Origin of the sequence: Ensifer adhaerens (genome assembly GCF_028993555.1) — a bacterium.
Taxonomy (GTDB): Bacteria; Pseudomonadota; Alphaproteobacteria; order Rhizobiales; family Rhizobiaceae; genus Ensifer; species Ensifer adhaerens_I.
Genome location: NZ_CP118611.1, coordinates 400,512 through 420,375, shown reverse-complemented (window position 1 = coordinate 420,375; position 19,864 = coordinate 400,512). Strand labels below are relative to the sequence as shown.

The following is a 19,864-nucleotide window of genomic DNA, read 5'->3' as shown; positions in this document are numbered from 1 at the left end:
CGCCCGGCGTCCGGCCGCCGCTTTGCTCTGGATTTAACAAGGGATCGCTTGACATATTCCTGCGCACAGATTTACAAAGAATTGTCTTGCTAAATACACTTTCATGCGTTCGCAGACAAGTGATCCGTCGAGAGTGTCCCGCCCGCAAAGGAACTGACCATGGCCTTCGAACTTCCCACCCTTCCCTACGCACCCGCAGCGCTCGCTGAAAACGGCATGAGCGCCGAGACGATCGAGTTCCACCACGGCAAACATCACCAGGCCTATGTCACGGCGCTGAACGGCTTCGTCGAGAAGGACGCATCGCTTGCCGGCCTGTCACTCGAGGACATCATCCGCCTCAGCCACGGCAAGGCGGAGCTGGCCCCGGTCTTCAACAATGCCGGCCAGCACTGGAATCATGTCCTCTTCTGGAAGAACCTTTCGCCCAAAGGCGGCCAGATCCCCGGCACGCTCGAAAAGAAGCTGATCGAGGACTTCGGTAGCGTCGTTGCCTTCAAGGACGCCTTCAAGGCGGCCGCGACCGGGCAGTTCGGCTCCGGTTGGGCCTGGCTGGTGCTCGGCACCGACGGCAAGCTCAAGGTTACGAAGACCGCCAACGGCTCCAACCCGGTCGCCACCAACGAAGGCAAGGCCCTGCTCGGCCTCGATGTATGGGAGCATGCCTATTACATCGACTACCGCAATCGCCGGCCGGACTACGCGTCGAACTTCCTCGACAGGCTCGCCAACTACGAGTTCGCCGAAGCGGAACTGAAGTCTGCCTGACCGGCTGAAGATCGCCGCGAGCCAGACCCGGGCTCGCGGATCGGTTGATCAGTGAATTTGCGGCAGCCCTCTCGCCCCGCCTGAGCTCGGGCTTCCGCAAACCCCGTGGCGTCTCCCCGCCGCCACGGGTTATCCTCAGTTGGAACACGACCCATGCGCCAGACACCTACGCTTTCCGTCGACATCGACGCCCACGCCGATCTGGCCGTGTCGAAACCGGAGTTCGCCGACACCCTGTCGCATCTTGCCGCCACCGTTTGCATAGCGAGCGCCGGCAAAGGCACAGACAGCCTCGGCCGGACCGTGACGGCTACCTTTTCGCTTTCCGCCAACCCGCCGTCGATCATCATTTCGATCAAGGCGGACAGTCCGCTTGCCGCGCTGATCGTCGCTGAGAAGGGCTTCTCGCTTGCCATGCTGGCGGAAGGACAGGAACTGATCGCAGATGCCTTCGCCGGCAAGATCGAAGCGTCCAAACGCTACCTCGTCGGCATCTGGGCCGACTGGCCGAGCGGACGGCCAAGGCTTCTTGGGGCCGCCGCTGCGCTCGACTGCCTGCTGAGCGCCTCGATAGAGGTCGGCGATCACATGTTGTTCGTCGGAACAATTGTCGCAACCGAGGCTTCCACACATGCCGACCCCTTGATCTGGAGCCGTCGGCGATATCAGTCTCTCGACAGGATGAGATCGTTGCCGGCGCCGAGGAGCAACGGACATGCAACCCTCGCCCCAACCAAGCCTGCGGCCTGAACCGGAGATCGCGTAGGAGGAACGCCAGCCATGCGGCAAGTGCTCGAAAAGCTCTTACAGGACGGCAAGGACGACGCCCTGCTGCGCTTCACGCTCGGCAGCATCTGCCTCCAGGAAGCGGATTTCGAAACCGCCCTTGTCCATGTCGAGCGGGCAATCTCGTTCGATCCGGACTATTCGGCAGCGTGGAAGCTGCGCGGCGCCATCCTGCACAAACTCGGCCGGTTCGAAGAGGCAATCCTGGTCTGGCGCGAAGGTCGCGTCGTCGCCGAACGTAAGGGCGATCTGCAGGCGGCAAAGGAGATCGGTGTTTTCCTGAAGCGCTTGGAGCGCCAGTGCATCGCCGCCAACAGGAACGAATAGCCGACACATTGAGAGGGCGGACCGGGCCCGGCAGCGACGCCGAGCCTCGGAAGACCACGAATGATCAACTCACCTGAAGACCGATGGCAGCCAGAGCGACAGCGCCGGGATGTAGGTAACCGCCATCAAGACGGCGATGCTGGCGCCGAAGAACGGCCAAATGGTGCGCATCGCCTCACGAATGCTTATCCCGCCGACGGCACAGCCGACGAACAGCACCGTTCCGACCGGTGGCGTGTTGAGGCCGATGCCGGCATTCAGGATCATCACAACACCGAAATGCACGGGGTCGATGCCGAACGCCTTGACGACCGGCAGAAGCACCGGCGTGCAGATGATCACCATTGGCGCCATGTCCATGAAGGTGCCGAGGATAAGCAAGATGATGTTGATGACGAGCAGCACGATGATCGGGTTTTCCGAGATCGCGCCGATCGCGCTGATCATCAGCGCCTGCACCTGCAGGAATGCCATCAGCCAGCCGAAGGCCGCCGCCATGCCGATCACCAAGAGCACCATGGCGGTGGTACGCACCGCCCCCATGACCGCCTCGACGAAGCCAGACCAGTCCAGCTCGCGATAAACCAGCATGGCGACGAGGAAGGCGTAGAGTACGGCGATGCACGAGCTTTCGGTGGCGGTAAACACGCCGGAGCGCACACCACCGAAGATGATGCCGATCAAGACGATTCCGGGGAAGGATGCCAACAGGTAGTAGAAGACCTTGGAAAAGCCCGGAAACGGCTCGGCCGGATACCCCCGACGCCTGGCGACGACGTAAGCCGTGACCATGAGTGCCAGCGCCAAAAGCAGGCCGGGAATGATACCGGCGGTGAACAGATCGGCGACCGAGACGTTGCCGCCGGCGGCGATCGAATAGAGGATCATGTTGTGCGAGGGCGGGATCATCAGCGCGATGATCGCCGCGTTGACCGTGACGTTGACGGCGTAGTCGCGGTCATAGCCGCGCTTGGCCATCTGCGGGATCATCAGGCCGCCGACGGCTGAGGCATCCGCAACCGCCGAACCGGAGATGCCGCCAAAGAGCGTCGAGGCAACGATGTTGACCTGGCCGAGACCGCCGCGCAGATGCCCGACGAGGCCGGCGGCGAAGCGGATGAGCCGATTGGCGATGCCGCCGCGCACCATCAGGTCGCCGGCAAAGATGAAGAACGGGATCGCCATCATGGCAAAGACGTTCATGCCGGAGTTCAGTTGCTGGAACACCACCACGGGCGGCAGGCCGAGATAGAGCACGGTCGCGAACGACGCGATGCCCAGGCAGAACGCGATCGGCATGCCGATGAACATGAGCAGGGTGAAGACCCCGAAGAGGATAGTGTAAGCCATTCAGGCCATCTCCTGCACGGCGACATCGGCGGCAATCTCGACACCGAGCAGCTGATCGATGAAGCGTTCCGCGGCGAAAAGGGCGATCATGGCGCCGCCGACGATGAGCGGGAAAAAGTCGACGCCGCCTGGCCATCCGAGAACCGGTATGGTTGCGGTCCAGGTGCCCGCCGATAGAAGGATGCCGTAATAGGCCATGGCCAGGCCGAAGACGACGATCAGGCCGAGGCTCGTCAGATCCATGGCCAGCTGCACCGCCGGTTTCATCACGTGACGGACCACATCGAGACCGAGATGTACGCTTTCGCGCACGCCGACGGCGGCGCCAAGCATGATGAACCAGGCCATGAGATGCAGAGACAGGGGCTCCGACCAGCTTGGCGAGTCATTTAGAACATAGCGGGCAAAGACCTGCCAGCCGACGATCAAGGTCATGGCGACCATTCCGATGCCGGCGATATAGAGCGACGCGCTGCTCAGCGCCCCGAGGAGCGGACGTATCGCCCGCATGAAACCACGCATTTGCCTTCCTCCTCCGTCAAAGCGGTCCGATGTGCGGTCGAGAGGACCGGCTCCAACTGGAGAGCCGGCCCTCCGCCTGCCATCACTTGACCGCCTTCACCCGTTCGAGGAGGTCTTTCAGCTTCGGGTCGCTGACGAACTTGTCGTAGACCGGCCCCATGGCGGCCGCGAACTCTTCCTTGTCGACCTTGATGACGTTGGTGCCGGCTGCGCGAACCTTCTCTTCAGAGACCTTTTCGCGCGCGCTCCACAGCTCGCGCATCTTGCCGACGGAATCCTTCGCCGCCTGGCGAATCATGCCCTGGTCGTCGGAGGAAAGCTTGTCCCAGGTAACCTTGGAGATCACCAGAATCTCGGGATTGAGGGAATGTTCGGTGAGCGAATAGTTCTTGGCCACTTCGAAATGGCGCGCGGATTCGTAGGACGGCCAGTTGTTTTCGGCGCCGTCGACGACACCGGTCTCGAGCGACGAATAGACCTCGCCCATCGGCATCGGCGTCGGGTTGGCGCCGAAGGCCTGCATCATCGCGATCCAGAGATCGGATTGCTGCACGCGGATCTTCAGGCCCTTTAGGTCGGCCAGTTTCTCGATCGGCTTTTTGGTGGTGTAGAACGAGCGAGCGCCGGAATCGTAGAAGGCAAGACCGATCAGGCCGTGCGGCTCGAAAGCAGCCAGAACCTCATCGCCGATCGGACCGTCGACCGTCTTGTGCATGTGTTCGGTCGAGCGGAACAGGAACGGCATGCCAAGGACCATCGTTTCCTTGACGAGATTGTTGAAGGGCGCGGCGTTGACGCGGTTCATGTCGATGACGCCGAAGCGGGTCTGCTCGATCGTGTCCTTCTCGCCGCCGAGCACACCATTGTTCATGACCTCGACCTTGATGCGACCGTTGGTCCGCTCGGAGAGCAATTGACCCATGTATTTGACGGCCTCGACCGTCGGGTAGCCATCCGGATGGATGTCGGCCGAACGCAGGGTGATCTCCTGCGCCTGCGCCGCTGTGCCGGCAACCGCCAGCCCCATTGCGACGCAAAGCATACCTGCAATTTTCTTCATGTTTTCCTCCTCCTGTGATCGTGCTACGGCCTCTCCCAAGGCCGCGTTGTGCCCGTCCGGGCCGGCATGCGAAGTCCTCATGTCATGGGTTCCACGGCGCCACCGGCTCCCGCGGCAACTACGTCGCGACGAAGGCCGAGAGCTTGAACAGGCGTTCCGGGTTCTCGACGAGGGCGAGATGCCTTGCCCGGTCGTCGGCAAGCCAGCCGAGCACCAGTTCCGCGAGCCGGGCATCGTCGGGATAGTCTTCGGTCTTGCGGATCATGTTGTGTGGCCAGTTGGAACCCCAGACGATGCGTTCCGGCGCATGTTCAGCAATCCGGCGCGAAAACGCGGCCACATCCTCGTAAGGCCATGCGGCTCGCGAACTCTCGTACACGCCGGCGAACTTGAACCAGACATTGCCCCGGTCGATCAGCCTCAGAAGTGCTGTCATCTCTGTCCCATCCGGGTCGACGCCGGCAAAAAACTTGCCATGGTGATCCAACACCCAGCGCGAACGGATGCGCTCCAGCCACGGCAGATGGTCGAGCATCCTGTTGCCGTCGAACTGCAGGGCGATCATCCAATCCGCCGCATGTGCCCGTGCGTCGACTGCTTCCAGCGCACCAAGCCCGACGGCTCCACCCGGCAGGTCCATGATGCGTGCGCCGACAGCGCCCGCCGCGGAAAGGCGCTGCATCTGGGCATCCGAAGTGCTCTCATCAATGACGACGACGGCGCGCGCCGCGGCGCCCATTGCGGCCACACAGGCGAGCGTATTGCCATTGTCTTTCTGGTGCGCATTGCCCTGGGTGATGATCACCCTGTCAATTCCGAGCCAATCCATCACCTGGCGGTAAGCGTTCGCGTCCGGCAGCGGCTCTTCCGGCAGAGGCGGCCCGCCGGAAAGCGACGGAAATTGCGGCAGATACATGTGCATCTGCGCATCGATCGCGCCCTTCGGGAGACGGGGTTGAGGCGGGCGGCCAGAGAGGGTGCGCTCGATCATCTCAAGCCTCGGGCATCTTGAACTGCGCGAGCGCATCGCGATTGATCTCGATGCCGAGGCCGGGCGCATCGGGGATGGCGACCACGCCGTTGACCGCTTCGATCGGCGTCTTCAGCACCGCCTGACGGAACGGATTTTCGGTGCGGTCGAACTCCATGATCGGCTCGATCGGGTTGACCCGCACCGGATCCGGCGTCATCGCCGCCATGAACTGCAGCGCCGCGGCGAGGTGCACGCCGGTGCCCCAGACATGCGGCACGATGCGCACGCCATGCAGCGTCGCAAGGCTTGCGATCTTCGCCATCTCCGAGAACCCGCCGCAGCCGCAAAGATCCGGCTGCAGGATGTCGACGGCGCGGCCCTCGATCGCCGGCCACATGCCGTAGCGCGAGTGCCAGGTCTCGCCGCCGGCCACCGGGATCGGCTGCCCGGCCCTGACCTCGCGATAGGCCGAAAGCTGCTCGGGCACGACCGGCTCTTCGAACCAGTCGATGTCGCAGTCGGCGGCCGCCTTGCCGAGCCGGATCGCTTCGGGGACGGTGTAGCCGTGATTGGCGTCGATCATCAGCCGCATGTCGTCGCCGATTGCCTCGCGCACCGCCCGGATGACCCGCAGGTCCTCGTCGACGCCGAAACCGATCTTGATCTTGCAGGCGTGGAAGCCCTGTGCCCGGCGCTCGGCCATCTCCATCGCATTGTCGGAGACACGGTCGACGCCGTCGCGCTTGAAGCTGCCGGTCGCATAGGCGCGCACGCTGTCGCGCCAGCGACCGCCAAGCAGCATCGAGACCGAGGCGCCGTAGTGTTTGCCCTTGATGTCCCAGAGCGCGATGTCGATGCCGGACAGCGCCGTCACCGCAAGGCCGCGCTGCCCCTGATCGCGCAGCGCATTGTAGAGGATCGCCCAGAGCCTTTCGGTCTGGCGCGGATCCTGGCCGATCAGCCAGGGCGCATAGGCCGCGACCACCGCCGCATTGGGCCGCGCCGGACCGAGGCATTCGCCCCAGCCGATCGTCCCGTCGTCGCACTCGATCTCGACCAGCACATGCGCCCGACGGTCAAAGCGCATCGACGCGCTTTCGAACGGCACCGCCAGGCGGTGTTCGAGGAGATGGGTGCGGACGGCGACGATCTTCATGGGTTTTCTTTCCTCGCCACTCACGCTTTGCGCTTGTGGCTGCCGATGAGCGCGTCGAGCATCTCGACTTCGGCGCCCGTCAGGTCGGCGAGCGGGCTGCGCACCGGGCCGGCATTGAACCCCTGCAGCCGCACGCCAGCCTTGACCGCCGACACCGCATAACCCTTGGCCCGGTTGCGGATCGCCATGAACGGATAGAAGAAGTCGTTGAGGATGCGCTCGCAGGTAGCACGGTCGCCGCTGCGAAGGGCTGCATAAAACTCGTTGGCCAGGCCCGGCACGAAGTTGAACACGGCCGAGGAATAGGTGGTGAAGCCGGCGCCGAGATAGGCCTCGGCAAACAGTTCCGCCGTCGGCATGCCGCCGAGATACATCAGCCGGTCGCCCATCTTGGCGGTGACCTGGCGCACCAGGCCGATGTCGCCGGTGCCATCCTTGAAACCGATCAGGTTCGGGCACGCGTCACAAAGCCGGGCCAGGGTATCGGCCTGCAGCACGGAATTGTCGCGGTTGTAGACCATGACGCCGATGCCGACCGACTGGCAGATCTTCTTCACATGGGCATAGAGGCCGTCCTGCGGCGCGTCGATCAGGTAATGCGGCAAAAGCAGGATGCCATCCGCCCCGACCCGCTCGACCGAGCGGGCGATATCGATCGCCATCTCGGTACCGTAACCGCAACCCGAGACGATCGCCGTTTCGCCGGCAACCTCCTTGGCGGCGGCGACGATGCCGGGGATTTCATCCGGCTTCAGCGAGAAGAATTCGCCGGTGCCGCCAGCGGCAAACAACACCGGCGCCCTGTAGCCGGCCAGCCACTCGACATGCGCCTTGTAGCTTTCCGGCGCAAAACGGCCCTCCTTGTCGAAGTGCGTCACCGGGAAGGAAAGCAGGCCCGATCCAAGCGCGGCCTTGATCTGTTCTGGGGTCATTTCGTGCAGGCCTTCCCTCAAACTCGACATATCAAGCTAAGCAAGTCATCACACACATGTCAATATGTCATAATACAAGTTATCATATGACGCGGAAAGGCAGCGCTTAACCGCCAGCGACCTCAAACATCCGGCAACGCCAAAGGCAAAGAGGTACACAACAGACACGTCGTTGGTCGTGCATAGTCCACACATGTATATTGCGAAGTACACGTATTATATGTTAGCCGATATTGTATGATATCTCTGGTGCATAGGTGCGGCGCACGGATCGCGTTCACGAAGAGGGACAGGCAATGGAACGACTTCTGATCACCGGCGCGGCGGGCCAGTTGGGCCGCGTCATGCGCAAAAAGCTCGCGCCATTGGCATCAACGATACGTCTATCGGATCGCTCGCCCCTCGACCCGCCGGACGCCAACGAGGAATGCGTCCAGTGCGACCTCTCCGATGCCGGCGCTGTCCACAACCTCGTGGCTGGCTGCGATGCAATCGTGCATCTCGGCGGCATATCCGTCGAACGACCGTTCTCAGAAATCCTCGACGGCAACATTCTCGGGCTCTACAACCTCTACGAGGCCGCGCGCGCCCATGGCCAGCCGCGCATCCTGTTTGCCAGCACCAACCATACGATCGGTTATTATCCGCAAAGCGAACGGCTCGGGCCGGAAGCACCCTACCGGCCGGACGGGCTCTACGGCGTGTCGAAGTGCTTCGGCGAGGCCCTTGCCCGCATGTACTTCGAGAAGTTCGGCCAGGAGACGGCGATGGTCCGCATTGGCTCATGCCTGCCGGAGCCCATCAACTACCGAATGCTGTCCACCTGGCTTTCGCATGACGACTTCGCTTCCCTGATCGAAGCCGTATTTCGCGTCCCGGTTCTCGGCTGCCCGGTCATCTGGGGTGCGTCTGCCAACGACGCCGGCTGGTGGGACAATTCGCACATTGGGTGGCTCGGCTGGCGACCAAAGGACAATGCCGAAGTCTTCCGCGACAAGATTGCCGCAAGCGGCCCGAAGCCGGACCCGAGCGACGCGCTCGTGCGATATCAGGGCGGCGCCTTCGTCAACGATCCGATCTTTGAGGAGTAGACGCCACGCACTGCCAGTGGATTGCGCCCGCGATCGGCAATGGCGTATCCAGAAACTCACACCAAGTCCCAGAAACGGCCATGCCCATGAGCAATGTCACCGCTCCCGACAATTCAACGCCACAAGGCAAGACGCTGGTGGCCAAGATGACAGACGCCCTCAGCGGCCAGATCGCCGGCGGGCACTATAAGCCGGGTGACCGGCTGCCATCGGAGGCGCAGCTTACCCAGGAGTTCGGCGTGAGCCGCACAGTCGTGCGTGAAGCGATCGCCGCACTACGCTCCGGCGGACTGGTCGAGGCCAGACACGGTATCGGCGTTTTCGTGCTGGAACCCGCGCCAGTGGCCCCGCTGCCTTTCCATGGCGTCGACCTCGCGCGCGTCTCTTCGCTGATCGAAATGCTGGAACTGAGGACCGCCGTCGAAGGTGATGCCGCCGCCCTTGCCGCCCTTCGCCGCTCGCCGGCACAGGAGGAAAAGATCGCCGAAGCCTTCGACAGCTTCTGTGCGAGTGCTGCCGAGGGCCGCCCCACGGCGGAAGCCGATTTCAATTTTCACCTGGCGATTTCCCAGGCGACGAACAATCCGCGCTTCAGCGAGTTCCTGCAGATGCTGGGCACGGCGCTCATTCCCCGACGCGCCGTTTCCGAAAGCGGCGAGGAAACCGTTCTGGCGGCAGCGGAACTGTCGCGATTGATCTCGGAACACGAGGCCATTCTCATCGCGATCCAGGATGGCGACGAGGAACAGGCGCGCAACGCCATGCGCCAGCACCTCAAGAACAGCCAGGTGCGCTATCGTTCGATGTTGCGCGCGGCCCGCTGAAGTGCCGGGCGACCGCCGCGGGCTCAGTCACGACCAAGCCGGCGTATATTGCTCGCAAGCTCGGCCGCCAGGCGAAGTGCGGCCGCTGTCGCACCGGCCATCTGCGGCATGATCAGCCATTCGAGCGTCCAGGCGGCACCAGACCGCTCCTGCTCGTGTATCAGCGCCTGGTGCATGCCGGAGAGCTGGGTGGCGTTGAACCGCGCCAAGGACACCAGAACCTCTGCCGCTACAGGGTTTTGCTTGTGCGCCATCGCCGAGGAGCCACCGCCACCGGCAAGATCGATCTCGTCACCCTGCTGCGCCATCAGCGCGACATCCTGACCAAATTTGCCGAGGCTGCCGGTTACCAGCGAAAGTGCATTGGCAAAATCCGCCACCTCAGAGCGCTGGCTGTGCCATTGCGGAAAATCGGCAAGCCCCAGTTCTTCGGCGAGCGTGGCACGCACGTCATCGGCGCGATCGTCAAGTTTTTCGAGCGTCCCGGCAGCACCTCCGAACTGAAGGGCAAAGAGATCGCGGTCCATCGCCTCGAGACGGTCCTTGTGGTCGAGCAACGGCTCGATCCAACTGCGCAGCCGGTCGGATACGGTGATCGGGATTGCCGCCTGCATCCGGGTCCGCCCCATCAGCGTGCGATCGCCCCATTCGCTGTCGCATTCTTCCAGCACCGAGACGACATTGCCGAGACGGACGGCGAAGAGCTCGGCGACCGCCTTCATCCTGAGCATCAGGCTGGTGTCGATCACGTCCTGGCTGGTGGCGCCATAGTGCACATATTCAGCAACCTCGCTGCCGACAGCCGCGCGCAATTGCCGGACGAGTTCCGGCACGACGACCCCGTCCACAGACATGGCGCGCTTCAGCGCTATGACATCGGGCGAAAAGGCCCGACAGGCCTCGGTGATCCGATCGGCAGCGCTCGCCGGGATGATGCCGTGCACGGCTTCCGCCCGTGCAAGCGCCGCCTCGAAGGCGAGCATCGCATGGATATCGGCGGAGGCCGAAAACTCGGCGGCAACCGCCTCATCACCCAGGAGCCCGGAGAGATAAGGATGGTCGAAGGCGGAATAGGTCATGGTTCCCCCGTGTCTTCTTGCCGAACGAAATGCCACCTGCTGCATGGGGCATCAATGATCGCCCCCATGTCCAGGCGTGACATTCCTGTTCAGATGTCGAGGAAGACCGTTTCCTTCTCACCCTGCAGGTGAATGTCAAAAACATAATTAGGCGCCACTCCCGTCGCGACAAGCGTTGCGACGCGATGACGATGTTCAATCCGCGCAAGCAGCGGATCGGCGGCGTTGGCTTCCGCCTCGTCCGGAAAATACATGCGCGTCTGCAGACCGACGTTGATGCCGCGCGCCACGATCCAGAAGCTGATATGCGGCGCCATCTGCCGGTCGCGGCTGTACGGGACAGGGCCCGGCTTCACCGTTTCGAAAGTGAAGACGCCATCCTCGGCACCGGTCGCACAGCGCCCCCAACCGGAGAAGTTAGGGTCGGCCGAACCGCGGATCTCGGTCGGGGAATTGTAGAGACCGGCAGCATCCGCCTGCCAGATCTCGACGAGCGCGTCCTTCAGCGGTGCGCCGGCGCCGTCGATCACGCGACCGGTAACGGTAATGCGCTGCCCTTTCGTCTGCTCGTTCACCATGCGCGATCCGAGATCGGTCTCGTAGACGCCGCCGATCCCGCAGAAATTCGGTGTCAGGCCGATGTGCACGTAAGGGCCGGCCGTCTGCGACGGCGTCTCCTTGAGGTAGTTCAGCGGCTGCACCATCAGTTGCCCTCCAGCCGGTTCTCGAACAGGGTCGAGCGGCGACCACGCAGCACGATGTCGAACTTGTAGGCGCGCGCGTCGAAGGGGATCGTGTTTGCCCAGTCGAGCGGCGCGATCAGCTGTTCGACCGCCTGGCGATCGGGGATCGTATTGACGATTGGACACTTCCAGATCATCGGATCGCCCTCGAAATACATCTGGGTGATCAGCCGCTGCGCAAAGCCGTGACCGAAAACCGAGAAATGGATATGCGCCGGCCGCCAGTCGTTGACACCGTTTGGCCAGGGATAGGGGCCCGGCTTGATGGTCCGGAAGGCATAGGCTCCTTCCTCGTCGGTGATCGTGCGGCCGCAGCCACCGAAGTTCGGATCGAGCGGCGCGAGGTAACTTTCCTTCTTGTGACGATAGCGGCCGCCGGCGTTGGCCTGCCAGAATTCGAGCAGCGCCCCCGGCACCGCGCGACCACGCTCGTCGAGCACACGCCCATGCACGATGATGCGCTCCCCGATGGCGCTCTCGCCTGCCCTGGCAAAATTGTGGATCAGATCGTTGTCGAGTTCGCCGATGACAGAATGACCGAAAACAGGGCCTGTGATTTCCGAGATCGTGCCGTCAAGTGACAGCAGTGCCTTCTGCGGCGAACGCAGCACCGAGGTCTTGTAGCCCGGCGTCAGCGCCGGCGCATGCCATTGCCGGTCGCGCGGGAAAAAGGCGCCGGTCTCCGGCTTTCCGTTCGTTCTGTCGGACATCATTTTCTCCCGTCAGGCCGCCTTGCCGGCATCGATCTCGGCAAACACCTGCTTGGCAATCTTGATCGCGTGATTGGCCGCTGGCACGCCGGCATAGATCGCCACATGCAGCAGCGCCTCACAGATATCCTCGCGGCTTGCGCCGGTGTTGGTCGTGGCGCGCACATGCATGGCCACCTCATCGTCCTGACCGAGGGCTGCAAGCAGCGCGATCGTCACGATCGAGCGCTCACGCTTCGTCCAGGTCGGCCGCGACCAGACATGACCCCAGGCCGCTTCGGTGATCAGTTCCTGAAAGGGGCGATCGAAATCGGTGGATGTCGACTGCGTCCGATCCACGTGATTGTCGCCGAGCACGGCCCTGCGCGTGGCCATGCCCTGGCGATAGCGGTCGGAGGGCGCAGAAGCGTCACTCATGGGTCTTGTCTCCATGCATTGCGATTTCAAAGAAGGCGCGAAGCACCGCGGTCAAAGCCTCCGGGTTTTCGACGCAGGGAATGTGGCCAGCGTCGCGGATGACTTCGTAGCGGGCACCGGGAATGAGACGGGCGGTCGCAAGCACCACATCCGGCGGCGTCGAGCCATCCTGGTCGCCGACAACGCAGAGTGTCGGCACCGCAATGCGGGCGGCGGCCTCGGTATAGTCGGCATCGCGAATGGCGCCGCAGGTGGCGAGGTATCCGGTCACCGGCTGGCGCACCAGCATGTTGCGATAGCCGGCGTAAGCGGTGTTTTCCGGCCGGCGGAAGGCGGGCGTGAACCAGCGCTCGAGCACGCCGTCGGCGATCCCCTCGATACCATGTTCCTCGATGGCAGCGATGCGTGCCGCCCACATCTCGGCGGTGCCGATCTTATGGGCCGTATCGCAAAGAACCAACGCACGCACGAGATCGGGTCGGCGCTGGTAGAGCGACTGCGCGATCAGGCCTCCGACCGAGAGGCCGCAGATGATCGCCTGTCGGACCGAAAGCATGTCGAGCAGGCCGGCGAGGTCGTTGGCGTGATCCTCGATCGCATAGGGCGTCGGCCCGATATCGGAGAGGCCATGGCCGCGTTTATCATAGAGGACGATGGCATAATCACCGGCGAGCCGAACGATGACGTCGCGCCAGATGCGAAAATCCGTGCCGAGCGAATTGGCAAAAACCAGCACCGGCCGATCGCCGGTCGCGCCGATCACCTGATAGTGGATCGTGATGTCGTTGATGCGGGCAAACTGCACGGGCTCTCTCCTCCGAAACCAAATTGGATATTTAATCTGGTTAGGTAAAATGATATTTCATGGCATTTCATTAACTTGAGGGTTATGAATTCCATGATTGACGCCCGAGTCAAGTTTCGCCATCTGCAGACATTTGTCGAGGTCTCCCGGCAGAAGAGCGTGATGAAGGCGGCGGAGCTGCTGCATGTCAGTCAGCCGGCCGTAACCAAGACGATCCGCGAGCTCGAAGAGGTGCTTGGTGTCGCGGTTTTCGAACGCGACGGGCGCGGCATCAAGATAACACGTTACGGCGAGGTGTTCCTGCGCCACGCCGGTGCGGCGCTGACGGCGCTGCGGCAAGGGCTTGATTCCGTATCGCAGGAGCGCACTGGCGACGGTGTACCGGTCAGGGTCGGAGCGCTGCCAACGGTCTCGACGCGGATCATGCCGCACGCCATGACGCTCTTCCTCAAAGAGGATACCGGCGCGCGCATCAAGATCGTCACAGGCGAAAACGCGGTCCTTCTGGAACAGTTGCGCGTCGGCGACCTCGATCTGGTCGTCGGGCGGCTTGCGGCACCGGAAAAGATGGCCGGATTCTCATTCGAGCATCTCTATTCGGAGCAGGTGGTCTTTGCCGTTCGGGCCGGGCATCCGCTGCTCTCAGGCGCGCATTCCACCTTCGCTCGCCTAGCGGATTTTCCGGTACTGATGCCGACACGCGCCTCGATCATCCGCCCCTTCGTCGAGCGCTTCCTCATCACCAATGGTATCGCCAGCCTGCCGAACCAGATCGAGACCGTGTCCGACGCCTTCGGCCGCGCCTTCGTGCGGGCGAGCGACGCGATCTGGATCATCTCCGCCGGCGTCGTCGCCAGCGACGTCGACGATGGAACGATCGCGATCCTGCCCATCGACACCAGCGAGACGAAGGGACCTGTCGGCCTTACCATGCGTGCCGATGCGGTACCGTCACTGGCGCTCTCGATCCTGATGCAGACCATTCGCGAGGCCGCGACCAGCGTCGCCACCAAACTCTGAGCGGGCATGCCGGGAATTCGCGGCTTTACAAGCCCGGGCCGGGGATCGAGATTGCGGATCCGACAGACTGGTGAACCCATGCCGACCGCTCCCCTTCTCGTTGAAGCTTTTTCCGAAACGCACATTCCCGAAATGCTCGACTGGTTTTCGACCCTCGAAGCCCTGGTGCAATGGGGCGGCCCCGGCCTCTCGTTTCCACTGGAGGCCGCGCAGATCCAGGCCATGCTCGCGGGAACCAAGGCCGTCGCGCCTGAACGCTCAATGTTTGCCGGCCTGGTCGACGGCAAGCTGGCTGGTCATGCGCAGGTGGCGCTCGACTGGCCGAATGGCGTCGGCCGCCTCAGCCGGGTTGCCATCAACCCGCAAATGCGCGGCCGAGGCCTTGCCGCGCCATTCCTTCGCGAGGTGACCAAGCGCTTCTTCACCAACCCCGCCTTCGCGCGGCTCGAGCTCAATGTCTACACCTTCAACGAGGCGGCGATCCGCACCTACCGCAGCCTCGGATTTCGCGAGGAAGGCGTGCGCCGGTCGTCAGCCAAGGTCGGTGACGTCAGATGGGACACGGCGATCTACGGCCTGCTCAGGAACGAGTGGAACTGATCGCGCGGCGAAGGGTCAGAACGGCAGCCCGACGTAATTTTCAGCCAGCGCCGTCTCGGCGGCAACCGAATGGGTCAGGTAGTCGAGTTCGGCCTCCTGGATGCGCTGGTCGAAATCGCCGGTATCGGGGAAACGATGCAGCATGGTGGTCATCCACCAGGAGAACCGTACCGCTTTCCAAACGCGCGCCAAAGCGCGGACCGAATAGGCATCGACGCCGGCGTTTGAACGGTCCTGATAATGTTCGAGCAGCCCCTCGAAGAGATAGTGCACGTCGCTGGCGGCAAGATTGAGCCCCTTCGCCCCCGTCGGCGGCACGATGTGGGCGGCGTCACCGACCAGGAACAGGCGGCCGAAACGCATCGGCTCGGCAACGAAGGAACGTAGCAGCGCGATCGACTTTTCGAAGGACGGTCCCGTGACCATTGCCTCGGCATGATGCTGCGGCAGCCGCCGACGCAGTTCGTCCCAGAAGCGCTCGTCGGACCAATCCTCGATCTTTTCACTTACCGCGCATTGAATGTAATAGCGGCTGCGCGTCTGGGAACGCATCGAGCAGAGCGCGAAGCCACGCGGATGGTTGGCGTAGACGAGTTCGTGATCGACCGGCGGCACGTCGGCCAAAATGCCGAGCCAGCCGAAGGGATAGACCTTCTCGAAGGTGCGCAACGCCTTTTCGGGGACCGACCTGCGGCTGATGCCGTGAAAGCCGTCGCAGCCGGCGATGAAGTCGCAGTCGATGCGCTGGGCCGCACCATCCTTCTCAAAGGTCACATAGGGCTGATGGCCGTCAAAGTCATGCGGCTGGACATTGACCGCCTCGTAGATCGTCGTCGCGCCGGAGAGCTCGCGGTGCTCCATCAGATCGCGCGTCAACTCCGTCTGGCCATAGACCATCACGCGTTTGCCGCCGGTCAGATGAAAGAGATCGATGCGGTGGTCACGACCGTCGAAGGCGAGCGAGAAACCGTCATGCGGCAGCCCTTCCTTGTGCATGCGCGCGCCGGCCTTGGAAAGATCCATCAAGCCGACCGTGCCTTCCTCGAGCACGCCGGCGCGCACGCGGCCGAGGATGTAGTCCTTGCTGACGCGGTCGAGAATGACGTTGTCGATGCCGGCTTCCGTCAGCAATTGCCCAAGCAGGAGCCCGGATGGGCCCGACCCGATGATGACGACCTTGGTGCGCATGCTCTCCTCCCGACTTGTCTTTTGCCAAATCTGCGCGTGACAACCCGCGCCCTCAATGGACAATTCCGCCATGAAATTGCACAAATCGAACATGACTTCAGGGGACACGAGATGAAGAAGGCGGTTCCGACCTACGAGCTCTACGGCGAACGGACTGGAGAACGGCCGGATTTCTGGCTTCATTGCGAGACGATTCCGTCGCGAAGCAGCCTCTACCACTGGGAGATCGGACTACACCGGCACGAGAGCTTCTTTCAGATCTTGTACATTGCCGGCGGATCGGGCGATGCTGTCTTTGGCGACAAGGTGCATGCGATAGAGCCGCCGGCCGTCATCATGGTTCCACCGGCGCTCAGCCATGGGTTCCGCTTCTCGCGCGACATCGACGGCTTCGTCTTCACCATCCTGGCGTCGCATCTGAAGACATCTCCCGGCGAGCGCAGTCGTCTCGGTGCATGGCTGGCCAGCCCGCATTTGACCAGGCTCGATGACCGTGAGGATGCGGCCTATATCGCCGTAACCCTCACACGCCTGGCGCGGGAATGGGAAACCAACCGCAGCAATCGCGCCGACCTTCTGGATGCCTATCTGACCTCTGCCCTGACGCTGGCGGCGCGTCTCGACGAGGCAAGCGACGAGCCTGACGATGCGGCCGATAGCGAGAACGAACAGCGGGTCCGGCGCTTCCAGGCCCTTTTGCAGCAGCATCACCGTTCGCATTGGCCGGCCGCAGCCTATGCTCGCGACCTCAGCCTGTCACTGACGCATCTCAATCGCATCACGCGCGCCGTCACCGGCCACAGCGCCCACGAGATGATTTCGCGAAAACTCATCGGCGAGGCGAGGCGCGAACTCGTTTTCACCCGCGCCAGCGTGCAGGAAATCAGCTTTCGCCTCGGCTTTGCCGATCCCGCCTATTTCTCCCGCTTCTTTCTGCGCCAGACGGGCATGACGCCGCGCGCCTGGCGGCTGGCCGAGCGGGACAGGCTCGGAGCGTAGGCGTCAGGCTCCTTGCCGGGCGGGTCCGCGCCTAGCCGAAGTCCACGTCCTGGTAGAATGTCCAGATGCTGATGGCGCTGTCCGGTTCTGCCGAGATGCTGTGAAGCGTCAGAACGATCGGCAGTTCCGCCGGATCGCTGAAAAACCACCTTTGCGAAGATCAGCCGACTTCCATCCTCATGGTGCTTGAGAACTACCTCCACTGTCGGCTCATCACGGACAACACGCAGTATCCGTGAAGCGTCCCAGAATTGCTCCTGCATCGCTTCGGCGCTCGCGAAAGGCCGAGCGGTCAGACTTGCAAACCTCTCCCAATCTGCGGCTTTCGCCGCCTCGACGATCTCCACGAGGCGCGACCGTTCGAGCGCGCTCAGCTCTGCGATCAACATGGGTCGGACTCCGGCCTCCACTGCTGTTCGATGCGGATCGCCAAGAGCGTGTCGTTCCAGACACCGCGGATATCGAGTTTTCGTTGCTCCGGTGTAAGCCTGCCAACCCGGGTCTCGTTTTCGCCGTCCCATAACCACCAGATGCCAATCTTGCCGGTGGCCGGATCCGTCGCACCCGCGCGAAATAACGGAAACTGCCGAAGCGCCTCGGCGACGGGTTGATCCTCTGCAATAGCAACGCGTCGTTGCCTGACGGCCGCCCCCAATGGAAAAAAGCAGGAGAATAGCGGCGCCTGGGCCACCACTGCCGACAGGTCCTGGGGTCTAACGGCAAATATGCCGGGAAAAACCCTCAGAAGCGGGCCGTAGGGCTTCTTCGTATGTGTGCATTGAGCGTAAGCCAGACCTGACGAAACGGGCACCTCGACCACGGCGCCGGTATTGATCTTCATCGAAAACTCCAGGCGGCAACGGTCCGCGACAAACGGGGAAAGCGACGCTGGAACCCAACGCATTCCCATTTCTGCGTCAAGGCGAAAAACGCCACCCGCCGAGCCAGAAAGACTTTTGCCACGACTCAAAATGGGAGCAGAATCAAGGCTCGGGTCCGAGGGGGATCCGGAGGATATACGGAGGAAGACATGGCAGTACGCGATCCGTCGCCCTCGTTGTACAACGAGGATCTGGCACCGGCCGAGGAGCGCCGGTGGGGCGCTTTCAGCATCTTCAATGTGTGGACATCCGACGTGCATAGCCTGTGGGGCTATTACCTCGCCGCCAGCCTTTTCCTGCTCTGCGGCAGCTTCGTGAACTTCGTCATCGCGATCGGCATCGGCTCGCTGGTGATCTTCTTCCTGATGAGCCTCGTCGGCAATGCGGGTGTGCGCACCGGCGTGCCCTTCCCGGTGCTCGCGCGCGCCTCCTTCGGCACCTTCGGCGCCAACGTGCCGGCACTCGTACGCGCAGTCGTCGCCTGCTTCTGGTACGGCGCGCAGACCGCCGCTGCGTCCGGCGCGATCGTCGCCCTACTCATTCGCAACGAAAGCATGCTGGCGTTTCACCAGAACAGTCACATGCTCGGGCATTCGACGCTCGAGGTCATCTGCTATGTCGTCGTCTGGTCGCTGCAACTGCTGATCATCCAGCGCGGCATGGAGACGGTGCGCAAGTTCCAGGATTGGGCGGGTCCTGCAGTCTGGATCATGATGCTGATCCTTGCCGTCTATCTCATCGTCAAATCGGGGACCTTCTCCTTCGGCTCGGAAATCCCGCGCGAGGTGCTCATTGAAAAGACCAAGGACGCGGGCGTTCCGTGGGAACCCGGCACCTTCCCGGCGCTTGCGGCCGTCGCCGCCACCTGGATCACCTATTTCGCTGCGCTCTACCTGAACTTCTGCGACTTCTCGCGCTATGCGACGGATGTAAAAACGCTGCGCAAGGGCAATCTCTGGGGTCTGCCGATCAACCTGCTCGCCTTCTGCCTGGTGGCGGGCGTGACGACGACGGCGGCCTTTGCCGTTTACGGCGAGGTGCTTCTCCACCCTGACCAGATTTCCGCAAAGTTCGACAGCTGGTTCCTGGCGCTGCTTGCTGCACTCACCTTTGCGGTGGCGACCCTCGGCATCAACGTCGTGGCAAACTTCGTCTCACCGGCCTTCGACTTCGCCAACGTCTTCCCGCGGCAGATCAACTTCAAGCGGGGTGGCTATATCGCGGCGCTGATTGCGCTCATCCTCTATCCGTTTGCGCCGTGGGAAACGGGAGCCGCGCATTTCGTCAACTTCATCGGCTCGACGATGGGCCCGATCTTCGGGGTGATGATGGTCGATTACTATCTGATCCGCAGGGGCCAGCTCGACGTCGAGGCACTTTACCACGAAGATGGCGAATTCCGCTTCCAGGGGGGCTGGCACGGCAGCGCCTTCGTCGCCTTTGCGATCGGGGCGCTGTTCTCATCAATCCTGCCGACATTTACCAACATCCTGCCGGCCTGGTGGGGAACCTATGGCTGGTTCTTCGGTGTCGCGATCGGTGGGGCGATTTACTACGTCTTGAGGATCGGCGCACGCAAGCCGGCTTTTGCCTCCTAGTTGGCCGATGCCGTACCCGGTCGGACGATCGGGTA

General features: G+C 62.7%; 23 protein-coding genes. 9 read left to right on the top strand and 14 right to left on the bottom strand.

Annotation, left to right across the window (positions count from 1 at the left end):
* The first annotated feature begins 159 nt into the window (after window positions 1-159).
* From PWG15_RS22310 to PWG15_RS22300, 3 genes are all read left to right on the top strand, one after another.
* Complete coding sequence (locus PWG15_RS22310; RefSeq protein ID WP_275026182.1) at window positions 160-768, top strand: superoxide dismutase; 609 nt, start codon at window positions 160-162, stop codon at window positions 766-768.
* Between the two features lie 153 nt (window positions 769-921).
* A complete protein-coding gene (locus PWG15_RS22305; RefSeq protein ID WP_275026181.1) occupies window positions 922-1,518 on the top strand; it encodes a flavin reductase family protein in 597 nt (198 codons plus the stop codon).
* A 30-nt stretch (window positions 1,519-1,548) separates the two neighbouring features.
* Window positions 1,549-1,881 carry a tetratricopeptide repeat protein gene (locus PWG15_RS22300; protein WP_275026180.1) on the top strand — a complete coding sequence of 111 codons (333 nt, stop codon included), beginning with the start codon at window positions 1,549-1,551 and terminating at the stop codon, window positions 1,879-1,881.
* Between the two features lie 69 nt (window positions 1,882-1,950).
* Here the strand turns inward: PWG15_RS22300 and PWG15_RS22295 are convergent, their stop codons facing one another.
* The 6 genes from PWG15_RS22295 to kdgD form a co-directional block, all read right to left on the bottom strand.
* Window positions 1,951-3,231, bottom strand: a complete 1,281-nt coding sequence (locus PWG15_RS22295) for a TRAP transporter large permease (protein ID WP_275026179.1) — start codon at window positions 3,229-3,231, stop codon at window positions 1,951-1,953.
* Window positions 3,232-3,753, bottom strand: a complete 522-nt coding sequence (locus PWG15_RS22290; RefSeq protein WP_275026177.1) for a TRAP transporter small permease — start codon at window positions 3,751-3,753, stop codon at window positions 3,232-3,234. It abuts the gene before it with no gap.
* A gap of 82 nt (window positions 3,754-3,835) precedes the next feature.
* Window positions 3,836-4,813: a TRAP transporter substrate-binding protein gene (locus PWG15_RS22285; protein ID WP_275026175.1), complete on the bottom strand. Its 978-nt coding sequence runs from the start codon at window positions 4,811-4,813 to the stop codon at window positions 3,836-3,838.
* Window positions 4,814-4,931: 118 nt separating this feature from the next.
* A complete protein-coding gene (locus PWG15_RS22280) occupies window positions 4,932-5,804 on the bottom strand; it encodes an amidohydrolase family protein (protein ID WP_275026174.1) in 873 nt (290 codons plus the stop codon).
* Window position 5,805: 1 nt separating this feature from the next.
* A complete protein-coding gene (locus tag PWG15_RS22275) occupies window positions 5,806-6,942 on the bottom strand; it encodes a mandelate racemase/muconate lactonizing enzyme family protein (RefSeq protein ID WP_275026173.1) in 1,137 nt (378 codons plus the stop codon).
* A gap of 20 nt (window positions 6,943-6,962) precedes the next feature.
* Window positions 6,963-7,874, bottom strand: a complete 912-nt coding sequence (gene kdgD, locus PWG15_RS22270) for a 5-dehydro-4-deoxyglucarate dehydratase (RefSeq protein ID WP_275026172.1) — start codon at window positions 7,872-7,874, stop codon at window positions 6,963-6,965.
* Window positions 7,875-8,170: 296 nt separating this feature from the next.
* Between kdgD and PWG15_RS22265 the strand changes: the two genes are divergently transcribed.
* Window positions 8,171-8,965 carry an NAD-dependent epimerase/dehydratase family protein gene (locus tag PWG15_RS22265; RefSeq protein ID WP_275026170.1) on the top strand — a complete coding sequence of 265 codons (795 nt, stop codon included), beginning with the start codon at window positions 8,171-8,173 and terminating at the stop codon, window positions 8,963-8,965.
* 86 nt (window positions 8,966-9,051) lie between these two features.
* Window positions 9,052-9,789 (top strand): FadR/GntR family transcriptional regulator, encoded by a 738-nt coding sequence (locus tag PWG15_RS22260; RefSeq protein WP_275027158.1) that lies wholly within the window; start codon window positions 9,052-9,054, stop codon window positions 9,787-9,789.
* 23 nt (window positions 9,790-9,812) lie between these two features.
* Here PWG15_RS22260 and PWG15_RS22255 read toward each other — a convergent pair whose 3' ends face one another.
* The 5 genes from PWG15_RS22255 to pcaD all read right to left on the bottom strand — a co-directional run bounded on the left by PWG15_RS22255 (window position 9,813) and on the right by pcaD (window position 13,543).
* Window positions 9,813-10,868, bottom strand: coding sequence for a 3-carboxy-cis,cis-muconate cycloisomerase (locus tag PWG15_RS22255; RefSeq protein ID WP_275026169.1), 1,056 nt, complete (start codon window positions 10,866-10,868; stop codon window positions 9,813-9,815).
* An 89-nt stretch (window positions 10,869-10,957) separates the two neighbouring features.
* On the bottom strand, window positions 10,958-11,572 hold the full coding sequence (gene pcaG / locus PWG15_RS22250; protein WP_275026168.1) for a protocatechuate 3,4-dioxygenase subunit alpha: 615 nt from the start codon (window positions 11,570-11,572) through the stop codon (window positions 10,958-10,960).
* Window positions 11,572-12,321: a protocatechuate 3,4-dioxygenase subunit beta gene (pcaH, locus tag PWG15_RS22245; RefSeq protein WP_275026167.1), complete on the bottom strand. Its 750-nt coding sequence runs from the start codon at window positions 12,319-12,321 to the stop codon at window positions 11,572-11,574. Before pcaH ends, pcaG begins: the two co-directional genes overlap by 1 nt.
* Before the next feature lie 12 nt (window positions 12,322-12,333).
* Complete coding sequence (gene pcaC, locus PWG15_RS22240; protein ID WP_275026166.1) at window positions 12,334-12,738, bottom strand: 4-carboxymuconolactone decarboxylase; 405 nt, start codon at window positions 12,736-12,738, stop codon at window positions 12,334-12,336.
* The gene (gene pcaD / locus PWG15_RS22235) at window positions 12,731-13,543 is read right to left on the bottom strand and encodes a 3-oxoadipate enol-lactonase (protein WP_275026164.1); all 813 of its coding nucleotides are present in this window, start codon (window positions 13,541-13,543) and stop codon (window positions 12,731-12,733) included. Before pcaD ends, pcaC begins: the two co-directional genes overlap by 8 nt.
* A 93-nt stretch (window positions 13,544-13,636) precedes the next feature.
* Here pcaD and pcaQ point away from each other — a divergent pair, with 93 nt between their 5' ends.
* Both pcaQ and PWG15_RS22225 read left to right on the top strand, forming a co-directional pair.
* A complete protein-coding gene (gene pcaQ / locus PWG15_RS22230; protein ID WP_275026163.1) occupies window positions 13,637-14,563 on the top strand; it encodes a pca operon transcription factor PcaQ in 927 nt (308 codons plus the stop codon).
* A gap of 78 nt (window positions 14,564-14,641) precedes the next feature.
* Window positions 14,642-15,163 carry a GNAT family N-acetyltransferase gene (locus tag PWG15_RS22225; protein ID WP_275026162.1) on the top strand — a complete coding sequence of 174 codons (522 nt, stop codon included), beginning with the start codon at window positions 14,642-14,644 and terminating at the stop codon, window positions 15,161-15,163.
* Between the two features lie 15 nt (window positions 15,164-15,178).
* On the opposite strand, the gene pobA is transcribed toward PWG15_RS22225, so the two are convergent.
* On the bottom strand, window positions 15,179-16,351 hold the full coding sequence (pobA, locus tag PWG15_RS22220; RefSeq protein WP_275026161.1) for a 4-hydroxybenzoate 3-monooxygenase: 1,173 nt from the start codon (window positions 16,349-16,351) through the stop codon (window positions 15,179-15,181).
* 111 nt (window positions 16,352-16,462) lie between these two features.
* Between pobA and PWG15_RS22215 the strand changes: the two genes are divergently transcribed.
* A complete protein-coding gene (locus PWG15_RS22215) occupies window positions 16,463-17,350 on the top strand; it encodes a helix-turn-helix domain-containing protein (protein ID WP_275026160.1) in 888 nt (295 codons plus the stop codon).
* Here PWG15_RS22215 and PWG15_RS22210 read toward each other — a convergent pair.
* Complete coding sequence (locus PWG15_RS22210) at window positions 17,266-17,739, bottom strand: hypothetical protein (protein WP_275026159.1); 474 nt, start codon at window positions 17,737-17,739, stop codon at window positions 17,266-17,268. The genes PWG15_RS22215 and PWG15_RS22210 overlap by 85 nt on opposite strands.
* A complete protein-coding gene (locus tag PWG15_RS22205) occupies window positions 17,733-18,191 on the bottom strand; it encodes a hypothetical protein (RefSeq protein ID WP_275026158.1) in 459 nt (152 codons plus the stop codon). The genes PWG15_RS22210 and PWG15_RS22205 overlap by 7 nt, the downstream gene beginning before the upstream one ends.
* 189 nt (window positions 18,192-18,380) lie before the next feature.
* Here PWG15_RS22205 and PWG15_RS22200 point away from each other — a divergent pair, with 189 nt between their 5' ends.
* Window positions 18,381-19,829 carry an NCS1 family nucleobase:cation symporter-1 gene (locus tag PWG15_RS22200; RefSeq protein ID WP_275026157.1) on the top strand — a complete coding sequence of 483 codons (1,449 nt, stop codon included), beginning with the start codon at window positions 18,381-18,383 and terminating at the stop codon, window positions 19,827-19,829.
* Window positions 19,830-19,864 lie beyond the last annotated feature (35 nt).